The sequence below is a fragment of the Streptomyces sp. NPDC053513 genome, from assembly GCF_044544765.1.
Classification (GTDB): Bacteria; Actinomycetota; Actinomycetes; order Streptomycetales; family Streptomycetaceae; genus Streptomyces; species Streptomyces litmocidini.
Genome location: NZ_JBITXP010000021.1, coordinates 1 through 17,049, shown reverse-complemented (window position 1 = coordinate 17,049; position 17,049 = coordinate 1). Strand labels below are relative to the sequence as shown.

Genomic DNA, 17,049 nt, shown 5'->3' with positions numbered 1-17,049 from the left:
GCATCCGCATGGCCATCATCGTCACCTTCGACCTGCCTGGCGCCGGCCAGGACCTCTACGACACGGTCATCGAGCGAGTGACCGCCGGAAAGGGCTTCACGCGGTTCGCGGACGTGGGGGACCCGGGCCTCGTCTCCCACGCGGCGGGACCGGTCGAGGGAGGGTTCCGGGTGACCGAGGTCTGGGAGAGCGCGGAGGCCCTCGAAGCCCACGCGAAGACCTTCGGCCCGATCCTGGCCGCCCTCGGCCACGCCGACCTGCGGCCCACGATCATCCCGGCCCACAACGTCGTCGTCCGCTAGGCCCGCTCGCCGCACCCGGCGAGAAGCGCGAGAAGACACAAGAAGCGCGAGAAGCAGGAGAAGGCACGAGAAAGGGGCAGGCACTGACACCAGTGCCTGCCCCTTCACCCTGTGCCCCCGGCAGGATTCGAACCTGCGACACCCGCTTTAGGAGAGCGGTGCTCTATCCCCTGAGCTACGAAGGCGTTGACCGCAGACAGCGTAGCGGATGAGGGTGACGTGGGTCGCCCCCGTTGCCGTCGGGTGCCGTCGGGTGCCGGCTCCCTGCCGGGCCGTCGTGGACATCGACCGGTGATCCGGGAAGGATGACGAGCGGCCGCCGGCCCGGCCGGTGGCCGCTCGTGTTCTCCGGTCCGGACGGGAGGTCCTGGTGGCGACGGCAGGTGGGGTGGAGCGGCTCCTCGCGCCCGGGGCGCCCTTCGCGGTCGAGGACGGGGTGTACTCCGGCGGGCCGCGGACGCTGCGCGAGTTCGTCGAGGTGACCTGGGGCCACGGGGACCGGCCGTTCCTCGTGGCCGAGGGCGTGCGGATGTCCTACCGGGAGTTCTTCGACGCCGCCTGCGGGCTCGCGCGCCGGCTCGTCGGGGAGTACGGGCTGCGGCCGGGGGACCGGGCCGTCGTGGCCATGCGGAACCTGCCCGAGTGGCAGATCGCCTTCTGGGCCGTTCAGCTCGCCGGGCTCGTCGCCGTACCGCTCAACGCCTGGTGGACCGAGGAGGAGTTCGCGTACGCGCTCGACGACTGCTCGCCCGGTGTGCTGCTCGTCGACGGGGAGCGGGTCGGGCGGGTGCGGGCGTGGGCCGCGCGCAGCGGCGTGCCGGGGATCGTCTTCCGGGGGGAGGCCGAGGAGGGCTTCGCCGCGTACGTCGCCGACACCGATCCCCTGCCGGGGCCGCCGCCCGTCGACGTCCTGCCCGAGCACGACGCCACCATCATCTACACCTCCGGCACCACCGGCCGGCCCAAGGGGGCCGTCGCCACGCACCGCGCGCAGGTCGGGGCCGCCATGAACCCGCGGTACTTCGCCGCCGCCGCGGCCCTCGCGCGCGGGGAGGTGCAGGGGACGGGTCCGGCGATGGTGTCCCTGACCACGTTCCCGTTCTTCCACGTCGCCGCCTTCACGTCGTTCTACACCGTCATGGCGGCCGGCGGGACCCTGGTGATGATGCGGAAGTGGGACGCGGACCGGGCCCTCGGGCTGATCCGGGACGAGGGCGTCACCCATTTCGCCGGGGTTCCCACCACCGCGCTCCAGCTGCTCGACCTCGCCCGGAGGACGGGGGACCCGTTGACGAGCCTCGTGCTCCTCAGCACCGGGGGCGCCGCCGCCCCGCCCGGGATCGTCGCGGGACTCACCGAGGGGTACGGGGAGCGGATCGAGCCCCGGAACGGGTACGGGCTGACCGAGACCTGCGGCGGGGTCCTGGCGAACGTCGGCGCCGAGTACCGGGCCCATCCCGGGAGCGTCGGCCGGCCCTCGCCCGTCACCGAGGTGCGGATCGACCGGCCCGACGCCGAGGGCGTGGGGGAGCTGTGGCTGCGGGGGCAGTGTCTGATCCGCGGGTACTGGGGGAACGAGGCCGCCACCCGTGCCGCCTTCACCCCGGACGGCTGGTTCCGGACCGGTGACCTCGCCCGCGTCGACGCGGACGGGCGGGTCGCGATCGTCGACCGGCTCACCGACATGGTGATCCGCGGCGGCGAGAACGTGTACTGCGTCGAGGTCGAGGGCGTGCTGCACGAGCACCCGGACGTCGTCGACGCCGCCGTGCTCGGGGTGCCGCATCCGCTGCTCGGGGAGGAGGTCGTGGCCGTCGTGCGGCTGCGGCCCGGCGCGGACGCGGGGGGCGGGGCGGCCGAGGCGCTGCGGGCGCACGTGGGTAAGCGCCTCGCCGCCTTCAAGGTGCCCGCCCGGATCCTCGTACGGACGGAGGGACTGCCCCGGAACCCGACGGGGAAGGTCCTCAAGCGGGAGCTGCGGGACGCGGTCGCCGGAAGCCTCGGAGGTCTCGGAGGCCTCGACGCCGGGTGATCCGGACCCGCGCGGCGAGCCGGAGCGAGGCCCCGTCGCGCGGTGGTCCGGGCCCGTGCCGAGTGCGCCGGAGGACTCGGAGGCCTCAGCGCCGGGTGATCCGGACCCGGTACGCGCCGGTCTCGTCCTCGTCGAGGACGGTGATCCGGATGCCGTTGGCGTGGTCCGTGAAGCTCTCGCCGGGGCCGTACGGCGCGTCCGACAGTTCCGCGTGGACGTTGGCCCGGCGGGTGCAGCCGCCGCTGGCCCGGTCGCTGTCGGCCACGGTCACCGGGCCGTGGCCGGTGTCCACGTCGGACTCCACCCGGTAGACGAGGACCCCCTGCTCGCAGACAGCCTCGTCGTTGCCGCCCTTGCTGCGGACCTCGACGGCGTAGCCGGAGGTGCCGGAGAGCGGGACGAAGGCGAGCTTGGGGCCCCCGGGCACCGCGAGCGGGGTGAGGCTGTAGTCCCCGGTCCCGGGCTTCGACGCGCAGCTGACCTGGTCGTTGTCGAGCCAGCCCAGCTTCCACTTGTGCCAGGCGAGGAGGTCGTTGTTGGCGCCCCAGTCCTCGGACATGATGTCCCAGTGCCCGACGGTGCCGCCGCCGTCGGAGGTGTAGAGGTCGGGCAGGCCGAAGACGTGGCCGTTCTCGTGAGGCAGGACCCGGTAGCCGGTCTCGGCGAAGCTGCCGGAGCCGTCGTCCTGGCGGCTGTAGACGAAGGACGTGTTGGCGAGCGGAACGCCGTCGGCGTAGGGGGCGTCGTCGTTTCCGGAGAAGGTCACGGACAGGACGGTGTCGAGGGCGGAGGGCCCGGCGTTCGGGGTGACGAGGACGTTGACCAGGTCGTAGGCGCTGAAGTCCACCCGGGCGTCGGCGGCCTTCACGATGTCCTCGACGAGGGAGCGGTAGCCCGGTTCGTACGGTGAGCCGCGCTCGATCCCGTACGAGGAGAACGGTCGGGGCATCCGCAGCCAGTCGGGTATCGGCGCCTCGGCCTGGTAGTGCAGCCGCCCGTACGAGCTGGTGCGGAACCAGTCGGCGGTCTGCGGGAAGAACTCCCGGAAGCGGCCCATCGCCGTCCCGTCCCCGGGGGCGTCGGAGAAGTCGATCATCAGGTTGAGGGCCCTGACGCGGCCCGTGGAGCGCACGTATCCGGGGGCGGTGGGCAGCCCCTCCGACATCTGCACGCCCATCGTGGTGGTGATGCGGCACGGCCCCAGCTGCGCGCCGGTCGGCGCGGCGGCCACGGGGCCGGCCGAGGCGGGGGCGGGGCCCGGGAGGGTGGTGCTCGCCGAGGCGAGCAGGGTGAGGGAGAGCACCGTGGCCGCCGCCAGGGCGACGGGTCTGCGTATCCGTCGGCGGGGGTGCTGCCGGGGGTGCTCCATGCGTCGCCTCTCCGGTGGGGGCAGGTCGGCGCCGCAACCCCCTTCCGTGGGTCCGCGCTGTGCGATTCAGCCTGGAGCGCGGGGTCCGGGCGCGCGCGCCGGGTGGCCCGATCGTGGGTATTCCGGGAGGCCGACGTAATGTGAGGCAGGTCACAGAAGGGCCGGGAAATAACCGGGGACCCAGTCCCCGTTTACGCCTGTGTCGAAGCAAGTGGGGATTCACTCCCCGGATGTGTCCCCTGGGGCCGGATGTATCCCCTGGGACCGGATGTGCCCCTAAGGGTGCGCCCTCAGAAGGTGCGCCCCTGAGGGCGCGTCTCCCGGGGATGCGTCACCTGAACCCTGAGCCCTGGATCGGATGCACCCCCCGGCGAACCGGATGCATCCCTGGACGACTGTGAGGAGGTCGTGGCGTGACCAGCACCCCCGGCACCGCGCCCGCCCGTCGCGTACCGCGCCCGCGGGCCGACGCCCTGCGCAACCGCGAGCGGATCGTGACGGCGGCCCGTGAGATGTTCGTCGAGTTCGGCTCCCAGGTGCCGTACGACGAGGTCGCGCGCCGGGCCGGCGTCGGGAACGCCACGCTCTACCGGAACTTCCCCGAGCGCGCCGACCTCGTCCACGAGGTCGTCCTCTCGCTCATGGGCCGCGTCATCGAGGTCGCCGAGCGGGCCGCCGAAGAGCAGGGCGACAGCTTCGCCGCCCTCCGCCGCTTCGTCCACGGCGCCGCCGACGAGCGCGTCGGGGCCCTGTGTCCGATGCTCGAGGGCACCTTCGACAAGGACCACCCCGACCTGATCGCCGAGCGCGACCGCCTGGAGGAGGCCGTCCGGGGCCTCGTCGACCGGGCGCAGCGGGCCGGACGGCTCCGCGCCGACGTCGGCGTCGGGGACCTGATGGTGGCGCTCTCCCAGCTGACCCGCCCGCTGCCCGGTACGGGCTGCGCGTCCCTCGACCAGTTCGCCCATCGACACCTGCGGATCTTCCTCGACGGCCTGGAGGCGCCCGCCCGCTCCGAGCTGCCCGGGAAGGCCGCGACCCTGGAGGACCTGAGGCGCGACTCCTGTTCGTCGTGACCTGACCGGCGCCCTCCGCCCCACCCGCCCCACACTCCCTTACGTCCTTTTTTCACCAGTACGCGCCAAGAGGTGGCTACCCCCATGCCGAAAATCCCCGAGACGACCGCGGTCCAGGCCGACCCCGGCCGCTGGAAAGCCCTCATCTTCATCGCCCTCGCCCAGCTGATGGTCGTGCTCGACGCGACGATCGTGAACATCGCCCTGCCCTCCGCCCAGCAGGACCTGGGGATCTCGGACGGCAACCGGCAGTGGGTCATCACCGCCTACGCCCTCGCCTTCGGCGGTCTGCTCCTCTTCGGCGGCCGCATAGCCGACCTGTGGGGCCGCAAGCGGACCTTCGTCACCGGTCTGATCGGCTTCGCCGCCGCCTCCGCCCTGGGCGGGGCCGCGACCGGCGAGGCGATGATGCTCGGTGCCCGCGCGCTCCAGGGCGCCTTCGGCGCGCTCCTCGCGCCCGCCGCGCTCTCGCTGCTCGCCGTGACCTTCACCGACGCCAAGGAGCGTGCGAAGGCCTTCGGCATCTACGGCGCGATCGCCGGTGGCGGCGGCGCCGTGGGCCTGATCCTCGGCGGCTTCCTCACCGAGTACCTGAACTGGCGCTGGACCTTCTTCGTCAACATCCCGTTCGCCGTGGTCGCCGCCGTCGGCGCGTACCTCGTCGTCCGCGAGCCCGCGGGCGGCCGCAACCGCTCGCCGCTCGACATCCCCGGCGTGATCCTCTCCACCCTCGGCCTCGTCTCGCTCGTGTACGGCTTCACGCGCGCCGAGTCCGCGGGCTGGAGCGACGCCGGCACGATCGGCCTCTTCGTCGCCTCCGGCGTGCTGCTCCTCGCCTTCGCGCTCACCGAGTCGCGGGTGAAGTCCCCGCTGCTGCCGCTGCGCGTCGTGACCAACCGCAACCGCGGCGGCGTCTACCTGTCGCTGGGTCTCGCCGTCATCGCGATGTTCGGCCTGTTCCTCTTCCTGACGTACTACCTCCAGGTCGTGAAGGGGTTCTCGCCGGTCAAGACGGGCTTCGCGTTCCTGCCGATGATCGTGGGCATGATCACGGGCTCGACCCAGATCGGCACCCGCCTGATGACCCGCGTCCCGCCGCGGTTCCTGATGGCCCCGGGCTTCCTGACCGCCGGCGTCGGCATGCTGCTCCTCACCCAGCTGGAGGTCGGCTCCTCGTACGCCGGGCTGATCCTGCCCGCGCAGCTGCTCCTCGGCCTGGGCATGGGCACGGCCTTCATGCCGGCCATGTCGCTCGCGACGCTGGGCGTGGACCCGCGGGACGCCGGTGTGGCCTCCGCGATGGTCAACACCTCGCAGCAGGTCGGCGGCGCCATCGGCACGGCCCTGCTGAACACGATCGCCGCCTCGGCGACCACCGCCTACCTGACCGACCACGCCGCCGGCGCGACCACCCCGGCCGCGCAGAAGCTGCTCCAGCTCCAGGGCATGGTCGAGGGATACACGGCGGCCATCTGGTGGGCGGTCGGCATCCTGGCCGTCTCGGCCACGATCGCCTTCGTGTTCATCAACACCGGCAAGCCGGGGACCGGCCCGGTCGCCCGGTCCGGCGGGGGCGCGGACGCGGACGCGGCCGACGAGGTGAAGGTGCCGGTCATCGCGCACTGAGCGCACTGAGCGCACCGACCGCGATCCGTACGTGGCCTGCCCTGGCTCCGCAGCTCAGCGGAGCCAGGGCAGGTCCGCGTCCGCGTCCGTCGGTTCGAGGCCCTCGGCCATGACGCGCATGATCACGCCGAGCTGCTCCACCTGCTCGGGGGAGAGCCGGTCGAACATGGCCTGGCGGACGGCCGCCACGTGGCCGGGCGCGTTCCGCCGGAGGACCTCCATGCCCTCGTCCGTCAGCTGGGCGAACTGCCCGCGCTTGTCGGAGGGGCAGTCCTCGCGCCGCACCCAGCCGTTCTTCTCCAGGCGGGCGATCGCGTGGGAGAGGCGGGAGCGGGTGATCTTGGCGCTCCGGGCCAGCTCGGTCATCCGCAGCCGGCGGCGGGGGGCCTGGGAGAGCTGGACGAGGAGCCCGTAGTAGACGTGCGGCATCCCGGCGTCGCGCTGCAACTGGCGGTCGAGGTGGTCCTCCAGGAGCGTGGTGGCATGCAGGTAGGCGCGCCAGACGTGCTGCTCCTCGTCGGTCAGCCAGCGGGGTTCGGTCATGTCTCCCATGGTTCCCATCGTACGACTCATTCTTGAAAGTTGAACTATGTAGGTTTACGCTGCACCTGGAAGCTTGAAGTTTCAAGAATGGAGGCCGTCATGGACACCGCACCGGTACGGATGCCCGCCCTCTACCTGTCCCACGGCGCCCCGCCGCTCGCCGACGACCCCGTCTGGCCCGGCGAGCTCGCCGCCTGGTCCGCCGGCCTGCCGCGCCCCAAGGCGATCCTCATGGTCTCCGCCCACTGGGAAGAGGCCCCGCTCGCGCTCGGCGCCACCGAGACCGTCCCCCTCGTCTACGACTTCTGGGGCTTCCCCGAGCACTACTACCGCGTCCAGTACGCCGCCCCCGGCGCCCCGCGGCTCGCCGAGGCCGTCCGCAAGCTGCTCCGCGCGCCCGGCACCCCCGTGCAGGACATCCCCGACCGGGGGCTCGACCACGGCGCGTACGTGCCGCTCGTCGAGATGTTCCCCGGCGCCGACATCCCCGTCCTCCAGATCTCCATGCCCACCCTCGACCCGCGCCGGCTCATGGACATCGGGCGCAGGCTCGCCCCGCTGCGCGACGAGGGCGTCCTGATCGTCGGCAGCGGCTTCTTCACCCACAACCTCGCCGCCCTCCGCCACACCGGACCCGGCGTCCCCGGCTGGTCCGCCGAGTTCGACGCCTGGGGCAGCGAGGCGCTCGCCGCGCACGACGTCGACTCCCTCCTGGACTTCGAGCACAAGTCGCCCGCCGGCCGCCTCGCCCACCCGCGTACGGAACACTTCGCCCCGCTCTTCGTCACCATGGGCGCGGCGGACGCGGCCGGCGACCTCGACGCGGAGCGCTCGGTGATCGACGGCTTCTGGATGGGGCTCGCCAAGCGGTCCGTCCAGTTCGGCTGAGCCGCCCGGGTCTGTCCGGTGGATCTGTCCGGCGGGCCTGTCCGGCGGGACTAGGCGGGTGAATGTGTCCGGCGGGCCTGACCGGTGGGCCTGCCGGGTGGAGGCAACCGGAGATCGGGTCGCGGCGTCTGAAGGGGTGGCGCCGCATGTGATCGCGGTCTCACCGACGGCGTGGTCGGGAGCCGCGCGAAAGGCGCCTTTCCACCCTCCGTGCCCGGTCTGACCTGCACCTCCGTGGGTACACGCGGTATGTCCACAGAGGTGGCGGCGGCGCAGGATACTGCATGATCGCGAAAATCCATGTGCCGGGTGGGAATTCTGTCCTGATTCCAGTCGTTGTTTCCGTCGGATGCAGGGCACCCGCAAGGGTGTCGCGACCTACTCAGCAAGGGAGCACGCATGGCAACCCGTGCCGTCGCCCGTCGTCAGACCTCCGCCCAGAGCGGGGCCGCACGGGCAAGCAGCGTTCGCGCCGTGGGCGGGGAGATCGCCGACCGCGACCTGGTCGGCATGTACCTCGACGAGATCGCGCGCACGCCCCTGCTCGACGCCGCCAAGGAGGTCGAGCTCTCCCAGACGATCGAGGCGGGCGTCTACGCCCAGGAGATCCTCGACGGAGAGGTGGAGAGCGAGGCCGGCGGGGCGACCCGCGAGGAGCTCGAAGCGCTGGTCGCCGAGGGCGAGCGGGCCAAGGACCTCTTCATCAAGTCCAACCTGCGGCTCGTGGTCGCCGTCGCCCGGCGCTACCCGCGCAGCGGGCTGCCGCTGCTCGACCTGATCCAGGAGGGGAACGCGGGCCTGGTGCGCGCGGTCGAGAAGTTCGACTACGCGAAGGGCTTCAAGTTCTCCACGTACGCCACGTGGTGGATCCGCCAGGCCATCACCCGGTCCATCGCCGACCAGTCCCGGACCATCCGGCTCCCCGTCCACCTGGTGGAGGAGCTCGGCCGGATCCGGCGGGTGCAGCGCGAGTTCAACCGCGAGAACGGGCGGGAGCCCGAGCCCGCCGAGATCGCCGCCGAGCTCGGCTCGACGGCCGAGCGCGTCACCGACGTCCTGGACTGGGCGCGCGACCCCGTCTCGCTGAACATGTCGGTGGACGACGAGGGCGAGACCCAGTTCGGCGACCTGCTGGAGGACACGTCGGCGATCTCGCCCGAGCAGTCGGTCCTGACCCTGCTCCGCAGCGAGGAGCTCGACGACCTCATCGACAAGCTCGACCACCGGACGGCGTCGATCATCCGGATGCGGTACGGCATCGAGGACGGCCGCGAGCGGACGCTGACGGAGGTCGGCAAGGAGCACGGGCTGACGCGCGAGCGGATCCGTCAGATCGAGAAGCACGCGCTGCTGGAACTGAAGAAGATGGCACGCGACACGGGCTTCGACGCGGTGGCGTAGCCGCCCCGCCGCCTGCCGCCCGCGCCCCCGTGGGCCCGCGCCCTGCGGGGCGGTGCCCCTGCCCACCTCCGTGTGGGCAATCGTCCCGCTGGGGCGGGACGGGTGGGCACACGGGACGGCGCCCTTCAGCGGCGCCTCCGCGTTCCGAGCCTGGACCCGCACCACGAGCCGGGTGCACCTGGGGTGCGGGTTCAGGCACAGCAGCCTCGGGCGCCGGCAGGGCGCGGGTCCGTTGTGCCCACCCGTTCCGCCCCAGCGGAACAACTGCCCACAACGGGGCGCGGGGGTGGGCACCGCCCGGCGGGCGCAGCCCGCAACGGGGTGGGCGGGGGCACCGCCCGGCGGGTGCGCCCGCAACGGGGGCGGCGGGGGCACCGCCCCGGCGGGGGGACGCCCACAACGGTGGGGGCGCCGCCTCGCGGGTGCGTCCGTGACGGGAGCGCGGGGGTGTGGTCGTTCAGGGGTTCGTTGCTGACGCCAGTCTCGTCGACAGGTCCCGCATGTACGTGATCAGGGACTCCGGCCCGTGGACCGTGAAGTCCACGTCCATCAGCGCGAGCCGCAGCGCCAGCCACTCCACCGAGTCCGCGACCCGCGCCCGCAGCCGGCAGCGGTCCGGCCCCGTGGCCACCGGCACGAGGTGGGACGGGAGGCGCGCCACGACGAACTCGGCCGGCGCGGCGAACGACACGTCGAGGTCCACCTCGCCGTGGGCCCGCGCCATGGAGCGGGCCATATAGGTCGCGGCGTCGCCCGAGGGCAGTTCCCGCGGGGCGAACCGCGCCCCCGTCGCGAGCGGCTCGCTCACCCGGTCGACCCGGAAGGTCCGCCAGTCCTCGCGCCCCAGGTCGTACGCGACGAGGTACCAGCGCCACCCGGTCGACACCAGCCGGTACGGCTCCACGAGCCGTCTCGTCTCCGCGCCGTCCCCCGCCCGGTAGCCGAACCGCAGCCGCTCGTGCCCCGTGACCGCGCTCGCGAGCGTCGTCAGGGTGTCCGGGGCGACGGTGGCGCCGTCCCCCCGGACCAGCGGGATCGTCGCGTTCTGGAGGACGGAGACCCGGTGCCGGAGCCGCCCGGGCAGCACCTGTTCCAGCTTCGCCAGGGCCCGTACGGACGCCTCCTCGACGCCCTCGATGGCGTGCCCGGCCCCGGCGCGCAGGCCGACGGCGATCGCGACGGCCTCCTCGTCGTCGAGGAGCAGCGGCGGCATGGCCGTACCGGCGACGAGGCGGTAGCCGCCGACGGCGCCCATGGTCGCCTCGACGGGGTAGCCGAGGTCGCGGAGCCGGTCGATGTCCCGGCGGATGGTGCGCGGGGAGACCGATAGCCGTTCGGCGAGCTCGCTCCCGGGCCACTCGCGCGGCGTCTGGAGGAGCGAGAGCAGATTCAGGAGTCGTGCCGGAGTGTCCGTCATGTCTTCCAGGATGCGCTCCATCTAGGACATGACCTGACCTACATGACTTCTATCTTCTTCGTATGAGTTCACACGACGCCGCCACCGAAGCGGCCGCGGCAGGCGACAGACGGCGCTGGATCGCCCTCGCCATCGTCATGACCGCCGCCTTCATGGACCTGGTCGACGCCACGATCGTCAACATCGCGATCCCCAGCATCGAGAAGGACCTCGGGGCCTCGTTCGGGGCCATCCAGTGGATCACCGCCGGGTACGCGCTCGCGTTCGCCGCCGGTCTGATCACCGGCGGGCGGCTCGGCGACATCTACGGCCGCAAGCGCCTCTTCCTCCTCGGCACCGCCGGCTTCACCCTCGCCTCGGCGCTCTGCGGCTTCGCTGCCAACCAGGAGATGCTGGTCGGCTCCCGCCTGCTCCAGGGCGCGGCGGCCGCGATGATGGTGCCGCAGGTCCTGTCGATCATCCACGTCACCTTCCCGGCGCACGAGCGCGGCAAGGTCTTCGGGATGTTCGGCGCGATCATCGGTCTCGGCGCGGTCTCGGGCCCGCTGCTGGGCGCGCTGCTCACCCAGTGGAACATCGCGGGCCTGGAGTGGCGTCCGATCTTCCTGATCAACCTGCCGGTCGGCGTCGCGGCCCTGATCCTGGGCCGCAGGTTCATCACCGAGTCGAAGGCGCCGAAGGCGCTCAGGCTCGACATGGTCGGTGTGCTCCTCGTGACGGCCGCGCTGCTGATGCTGGTCTACCCGCTGACGCGCGGCCGTGAGCTGGACTGGCCGCTCTGGGGCCACCTGATGATGGCCGGCAGCCTGCTCGTCTTCGGCGCGCTCGTGGCGTACGAGAAGCACAAGACGAAGAAGGACGGTTCGCCGCTCGTCGAGCTGTCGCTGTTCAAGGTGAAGAGCTTCGCGGCCGGCATCGCGGTGCAGCTGACCTTCGGTGTCGTGCTCGGCATCTTCTTCCTGGTCTGGACGCTCTACATGCAGATCGGGCTCGGCTGGAGCCCGCTGAAGGCCGGTCTGACCGGGGTGCCCTTCTCGATCGCGGTCTCGACGGCCGCGGGCATGTCCGTGCAGAAGCTGGTGCCGCGCTTCGGCCGGAAGGTGCTCCAGGCGGGCGCGCTGACGATGATCGCGGGCATCCTGCTCTACTTCTTCGTGGCCGGGCGGTACGGGACCGGGATCCACTCCTGGCAGATGATCCCGCCGCTGGTGGTCATGGGTCTCGGCATGGGCCTGATCGTGGCGCCGCTGACGGACGCGGTGCTCTCGGAGGTGCCGAGGGAGCACGCCGGTTCGGCCTCGGGCCTGATCAACACGACCGGGCAGATGGGCAACGCGCTGGGCCTCGGCCTGGTGTCGGTGGTCTTCTTCGGCCAGATCGACGACGAGCGGCTCGCCAAGGCCCCGGCCGAGGTGGGGACGGCGTTCACGAACGCCTTCCAGAACTCCCTGGGCTGGGCGGCCGGTGTGCTCGCCCTGATCTTCCTGGTGATGTTCGCGCTGCCGTCGAAGCCGAAGCAGCACCTGGAGGGCGGCGGCGACGAGGCGGAGGACGCCGCCCCGGAGACCGAGAAGGAGCCGGCGCTCGCGCACTGACCCCTTCGTGACGGGAGGGTCGGAACCGGGAGGGGCGGTGCGCGTCACGAGCGCACCGCCCCTCAGCGGCATCAGGTCACTTGTGCGCCTTCGCGGCGTGGTGCGGCCTGCCGGAGTGCGCGTGCTTCGTCAGGAACCTGTTGGTGCTGTTCTTCGCCGTCGGCTGGAGGCCGGTGGGCGGCGGCGTCAGCAGGACCCAGCGGCCCCGGGGGTAGTCGGGGCTCAGGGGGTCGGTGGTGACGGTGGCGCAGTTGAGCGTGTTCGGCGAACCCGGAACCACCACGCACCGGAACTCGTACACCTGGCCGCCGGTGGTGAGCACCTGCACCGAGAGGTCGTTGTTGTGCTCGGCGACGGAGACCGAGCACGTGCCGGCCGGGGCCCCGGGAAGAGGGGTCCAGACGAAGTTCGTGGGCCTGGGTGTCAGGTCCCGGATGCCCACGGCCACCGCGCCGTTGTTGGTGGCGGCCTTGTACTCGCGACCGGCATCGTTCCGCACGGCGTCGATGTCGTTGCACGTGGCCGGTCCGGGCGGGCCCTGCTCGCCCGTGTCGCCCTGAGGTCCCTGGACGCCCTGCGGGCCCTGGGGCCCGGTCGGTCCCTGAGCTCCTGCCGGTCCGGCCGGGCCCACCGAGCCTGCCGGTCCTGCCGGTCCTGCCGGTCCCGCCGGTCCTGTGGCGCCGGTGTCGCCCTTCGGGCCTGCCGGTCCCGCCGGACCCGTGGCGCCGGTGTCGCCCTTGGGCCCCGCCGGGCCTGCCGGTCCGGGAGGTCCGGGCGGTCCAGGAGGTCCGGGCGGGCCGGCGTGGCCGTCGCAGCCGCCGTAGCCGTCGTCGTCGGTCAGGACGGCCCGGTCGCGCGCCCCGCGGTCCGTCGCGTGCCGGATCTGCCCGTCGACGTACGCCCTGATCTCGCCGACGTCGTGCGGAGGGTGGTGGCCCTCGTGGTGCGGCGGGCCGTCCGGACACTCGTCGTCGGTCATCGGGACGGCGGTGCTCAGGGTGGTGGGCCGGCCGGGGCTGTTCGCCGGGGCGGCCGGACCCGCCATGCCCGTCAGGACGAGGGCGAGAGAGGCGACGGCCCCGCTGGAGAGCCAGGCGCGGCGCTTGGCGAGCGGCCCCAGGGGGGACCCGGTTCTGGGATCAGGACGCACTCGTACTCCTTCAACAACCTGATCGAGGAATGCAAGCCTGTTCGGCTTGTTTCAGGTCATCGGACCGTCGTCACGACGGCTTGAGCGTCCTGAGGAGCAATCAACTCCACGGCCTACGGGTGCCGTCGAATGGGCGCGTACGCGGGAGCGAACCTGGTTTCGCCGTCCGGCGCGCCGTGGGGGAGGGGCGGGGACCCGTCCGTAGGGCCCCCGGTCCTCCCGGCCCCCCGGTACCCCCCCGGTCACCCGGTCCCTCGGCCCCCGGGCCCGGCAGCGGCCCGCCCCCGCTCCGTACCCTGGACGGACGGAGCGGGGGCGTTCGGCCTCGGCGACGGGCCGGTCGTCAGCGGACGCGGGAGCGGGACTCCATCGCCCCGCGGGCCGCGTGCTCGTCCTCGTACACCTCGCACATGTGCCGGCCGTCCGGCGTCGCCGTGTGCTCGACCTCCCAGAGGCTGACCTCGCTGCCGTCGAGCAGCAGGAACTGGTGCTCGTAGAGGGTGAAGCCGGCGTCCCGGCCGCCCTCCACCGCGCAGTGGCGTCCGAAGGCCTGCGTGATGTGGTGCGCGAAGGCCAGCCGGAGCCGGCGGGCCGTCCGCTCACCCGGCCGGTCCGCGTTCTCCGCGCGGCGCAGGACGCGGCGCGCGTGGTCGGCGGAGTTGTCCGGCACGTACATCCGGGGCTGGGCGGGTATCGGGCGGGCGAGCAGGGCGCTCAGCGGTTCCAGGTCGTCGTCCTCGTCGAGGACGCGGCCGTCGGAGCGCTCCGCCGTCCAGCCCTGCAGCGGCCCGGTCGGGAGACGGGAGGCGGCGAGCCGCGCCTCCGACTCCTCCGTGTACAGCTCGTGCTGCAGGGCGCCGTCCCGGCCGGCGTTGTGCACGAGCTCCCAGAGACTGAGCGCGCTGCCGTCGGCGAGCAGATAGGTGTGGCGGTGGGTCGTGCGGTGCAACGACGCGCTGTGGTGCGAGGAGTGCAGCGCGCTGGAGTGGGCGAGCGCCGTGCCGAGGCGCTCGACGGTCGAGTCGGGCAGGTCGAAGGAGTTGAGCGCCCGGCCGAGGAGCCGCTCAAGGTGCGTCTCGGTCGTCTCGTACGGATCGTGAGGATCCTGCGGATCGTTCAAGAGGGTCTCCAGGCCGTCGCCGCATGTCACTTGGTGCTTGCTTAACGTAGTCCCTGGGTCTGACATCGTGTCCGGGGTTCCGGCAAAACGAAGGGCCCTCTCGGGAAGTTCCCGCGAATTCTCCCCAACTCCCGTCCCCTTACCGGGAGTACGCGCCTGCCTCCGGTCCGTACAGCTCACCGTACGAGGGGAAGTCGCCGCCCGGACCGCGCAGGCCGCCCGGGGCCGCCAGGACCGCGCGGACGATCGCCCGGGTCACCAGGTCCGCGCCCGTCGCCAGGATCTCGTTCAGGGCGAGCGGGCCCGGCTCCTCCGGCAGCTCCCGCGCCCCGGTGGCGAGGGCGAAGACCGTGTCCCCGTCGTTCATCAGGTGCACCGGCCGCACCGCGCGCGCGATGCCGTCGTGCGCCGTGCCCGCGACCTTCCGCGCCTGGGCCCGGGTCAGCGCCGCGTCCGTCGCGACCACGGCGAGCGTGGTGTTCAGCGGGGGAGGGGCGGACGCCTTCCGGGCCTCCGCCAGCCGCCGCAGGGCCGCCTCGTGGACCGCCGGGTCCGGGAAGGCGGGCCGGCCGGGCTCGAAGTAGCTGCCGTACGGGACGCCCGTCGACGGGTCGACGGGCGAACCCACCGCGTTCACCACGACCAGCGCGCCGACCGTGATCCCCGACTCCAGGACGGTGCTCGCCGTCCCCACCCCGCCTCGCAGACCGCCGGCCACGGCTCCCGTGCCCGCGCCGACCGCGCCCGTCTCCACGCGCGCGTGGTCCCCGCTCGCGGCGGCCGCCTCCACCGCCGCGCGACCCGTCGTCGCGTCCGGGCGGGCCGTGAAGTCGCCGCCCCGGCCCAGGTCGAAGACGCACGCGGCGGGCACCACCGGCACCACGTGGGACGGATCGGGGCCCACCCGCACGCCCCGGTTCCGCTCCGCCAGCCAGGCCATCACCCCGGCGGCCGCCTCCAGGCCGTACGCGCTGCCGCCCGTCAGGACGACCGCGTCGATCCGCTGGACCACGTTCCGCGGGTCCAGGGCGTCCGTCTCCCGCGTGCCCGGCCCGCCGCCCCGGACGTCCACGGCGGCCACGACCCCGCCCTCCGGGGCCAGGACCACCGTGGTCCCGCTCAGCGCCCCGGGGCCGCCCACGCGCGCGTGGCCCACGCGCAGCCCGCTCACGTCGGTGATCCCGTCCTGCCCGTCCGTCTCCTCGGGGAGTGTCATGTCCCCTGCCTACCACGGCGCTTGGCTCAGCGCTTGGGGCCGAGGTACGTGCCGCCCGAGGCGTCGAGCACGGTGCCGGTGATCCAGCGGCCGTCCTCCGAGGCCAGGAAGGCCACCGGGTCGGCGATGTCCTCCGGCTGCCCGACCCACGGCAGCGCCTGACCGCCGATCAGCATGCTCTCCAGCTGCGGCATCGCCGCCATGGCGGCGGTGAGGCCGGCGGTCTGCGTCGGGCCGGGGGCGACCGTGTTGACGGTGATCCGGCGCTCCCCGACCACGTTGGCGAGCGTGCGCGTGAAGGTCTCCATCGCCCCCTTCGTCATCGCGTACGCCAACTCGTCGGCGAGGGCGATCCGGGTGACGGCCGAACCGATGTTGATGATCCGCCCGCCGTCGCGCAGCATCGGCAGCAGCCCCTGCACGAGGAAGTACGGCGCCCGGACATTGACCGCGAAGACGTGGTCGAACCGGTCCGGCGTCTCGTCCGCGAGGTGGCCGCCCGAGGTGGTCGCGGCGGCGTTGTTGACCAGGACGTCGAGCGCGGCCTCCCCGGTGTGGGCGGTGAGCCCGGCCCGGACGCCCTCGACCAGGGCGAGCACCCCGTCGTGCGCGGCCAGATCGGCGCCGACGGAGAAGGCCCGGCCGCCGTCCCGGACGATCAGGTTCACGGTCTCCTGCGCGGCGGCGGCGTCCTGTCCGTAGTGCACGGCGACGAGCATCCCGTCGGCGGCGAGCCGGCGGGCGATCGCCCGCCCGATTCCCCGGGAGGAGCCGGTGACGAGGGTGGTGCGGGTGGCGGTGGTGGCGGTGGTGGTGTGCTGCTGCACGGCGATCTCCTTGGGTTTCCCTTGCGGTCCGGGGCGTTTCCCGGGGCACGGAAGGAACACTCACGCCCCGCGCTGACAACCCGCTGACAGCCCCTTGACGCCCCCTGACAGCCCCCTGCGGGCCGGGCCGCCACCCGCAGGCGCGACGCCCGCCCACGCGCCCCGTTGCGGGCAGTCGCCCCACCGACACGGGGCCCACACCCCGCGCCTCGTCGTGGGCACGTACCCGCGGGGCGGCGCCCACCCCCGTCGTGGACGCCCGGCCCTCCTGTCGCGGGCGCGCGCCCACAGGGGCGGCGCCCCTGCCCACCCCCGTTGCGGGTGTGTCCGCGGGAGCGGTGCCCACCCCCGCGCCCCGTTGCGGGCTGCGTCCTCCGGGCGGCGCCCCGCCGCCCCCGTTGTGGGCAGTCGTTCCGCTGGGGCGGAACGGGTGGGCACAACGGACCCGCGCCCTGCCGGCGCCCGAGGCTCCTGTGCCTGGACCCGC

Annotated in this window: 14 protein-coding genes and 1 tRNA gene; 7 read left to right on the top strand and 8 right to left on the bottom strand. The window is 73.1% G+C overall.

What is annotated here, in order from left to right; all coding sequences use genetic code 11:
* The first annotated feature begins 8 nt into the window (after positions 1-8).
* Positions 9-302: a hypothetical protein gene (locus ACIGW4_RS28435; protein ID WP_123459274.1), complete on the top strand. Its 294-nt coding sequence runs from the start codon at positions 9-11 to the stop codon at positions 300-302.
* Between the two features lie 112 nt (positions 303-414).
* Here ACIGW4_RS28435 and ACIGW4_RS28430 read toward each other — a convergent pair.
* Positions 415-487 (bottom strand) — tRNA-Arg (locus ACIGW4_RS28430).
* A 185-nt stretch (positions 488-672) separates the two neighbouring features.
* Between ACIGW4_RS28430 and ACIGW4_RS28425 the strand changes: the two genes are divergently transcribed.
* Positions 673-2,334, top strand: a complete 1,662-nt coding sequence (locus ACIGW4_RS28425; RefSeq protein ID WP_399583600.1) for a class I adenylate-forming enzyme family protein — start codon at positions 673-675, stop codon at positions 2,332-2,334.
* A gap of 85 nt (positions 2,335-2,419) precedes the next feature.
* Here ACIGW4_RS28425 and ACIGW4_RS28420 read toward each other — a convergent pair whose 3' ends face one another.
* Positions 2,420-3,703 (bottom strand): M6 family metalloprotease domain-containing protein, encoded by a 1,284-nt coding sequence (locus ACIGW4_RS28420; RefSeq protein WP_359590796.1) that lies wholly within the window; start codon positions 3,701-3,703, stop codon positions 2,420-2,422.
* Positions 3,704-4,116: 413 nt separating this feature from the next.
* Between ACIGW4_RS28420 and ACIGW4_RS28415 the strand changes: the two genes are divergently transcribed.
* Positions 4,117-4,779, top strand: coding sequence for a TetR/AcrR family transcriptional regulator (locus ACIGW4_RS28415; RefSeq protein WP_398712456.1), 663 nt, complete (start codon positions 4,117-4,119; stop codon positions 4,777-4,779).
* Positions 4,780-4,863: 84 nt separating this feature from the next.
* Positions 4,864-6,405 carry an MFS transporter gene (locus ACIGW4_RS28410; RefSeq protein WP_399583596.1) on the top strand — a complete coding sequence of 514 codons (1,542 nt, stop codon included), beginning with the start codon at positions 4,864-4,866 and terminating at the stop codon, positions 6,403-6,405.
* 54 nt (positions 6,406-6,459) lie between these two features.
* Here the strand turns inward: ACIGW4_RS28410 and ACIGW4_RS28405 are convergent, their stop codons facing one another.
* Positions 6,460-6,966, bottom strand: coding sequence for a MarR family winged helix-turn-helix transcriptional regulator (locus tag ACIGW4_RS28405; protein WP_123459070.1), 507 nt, complete (start codon positions 6,964-6,966; stop codon positions 6,460-6,462).
* A gap of 81 nt (positions 6,967-7,047) precedes the next feature.
* Here ACIGW4_RS28405 and ACIGW4_RS28400 point away from each other — a divergent pair, with 81 nt between their 5' ends.
* Together ACIGW4_RS28400 and ACIGW4_RS28395 are read left to right on the top strand one after the other, a co-directional pair.
* A complete protein-coding gene (locus ACIGW4_RS28400; RefSeq protein WP_398712453.1) occupies positions 7,048-7,836 on the top strand; it encodes a dioxygenase in 789 nt (262 codons plus the stop codon).
* A 399-nt stretch (positions 7,837-8,235) separates the two neighbouring features.
* Positions 8,236-9,237, top strand: coding sequence for an RNA polymerase sigma factor RpoD/SigA (locus ACIGW4_RS28395; protein ID WP_123459071.1), 1,002 nt, complete (start codon positions 8,236-8,238; stop codon positions 9,235-9,237).
* Positions 9,238-9,694: 457 nt separating this feature from the next.
* On the opposite strand, the gene ACIGW4_RS28390 is transcribed toward ACIGW4_RS28395, so the two are convergent.
* Positions 9,695-10,654, bottom strand: a complete 960-nt coding sequence (locus ACIGW4_RS28390) for a YafY family protein (RefSeq protein WP_359587782.1) — start codon at positions 10,652-10,654, stop codon at positions 9,695-9,697.
* Between the two features lie 62 nt (positions 10,655-10,716).
* Between ACIGW4_RS28390 and ACIGW4_RS28385 the strand changes: the two genes are divergently transcribed.
* A complete protein-coding gene (locus tag ACIGW4_RS28385; protein ID WP_123459072.1) occupies positions 10,717-12,249 on the top strand; it encodes an MFS transporter in 1,533 nt (510 codons plus the stop codon).
* A gap of 76 nt (positions 12,250-12,325) precedes the next feature.
* Here the strand turns inward: ACIGW4_RS28385 and ACIGW4_RS28380 are convergent, their stop codons facing one another.
* The 4 genes from ACIGW4_RS28380 to ACIGW4_RS28365 all read right to left on the bottom strand — a co-directional run bounded on the left by ACIGW4_RS28380 (position 12,326) and on the right by ACIGW4_RS28365 (position 16,562).
* Positions 12,326-13,399 (bottom strand): hypothetical protein, encoded by a 1,074-nt coding sequence (locus tag ACIGW4_RS28380; RefSeq protein WP_399583589.1) that lies wholly within the window; start codon positions 13,397-13,399, stop codon positions 12,326-12,328.
* Between the two features lie 343 nt (positions 13,400-13,742).
* Positions 13,743-14,585 carry a DUF6227 family protein gene (locus ACIGW4_RS28375; RefSeq protein ID WP_399583586.1) on the bottom strand — a complete coding sequence of 281 codons (843 nt, stop codon included), beginning with the start codon at positions 14,583-14,585 and terminating at the stop codon, positions 13,743-13,745.
* Between the two features lie 73 nt (positions 14,586-14,658).
* A complete protein-coding gene (locus tag ACIGW4_RS28370) occupies positions 14,659-15,735 on the bottom strand; it encodes a P1 family peptidase (protein WP_399583583.1) in 1,077 nt (358 codons plus the stop codon).
* A gap of 26 nt (positions 15,736-15,761) precedes the next feature.
* A complete protein-coding gene (locus ACIGW4_RS28365) occupies positions 15,762-16,562 on the bottom strand; it encodes an SDR family oxidoreductase (protein WP_399583581.1) in 801 nt (266 codons plus the stop codon).
* Positions 16,563-17,049 lie beyond the last annotated feature (487 nt).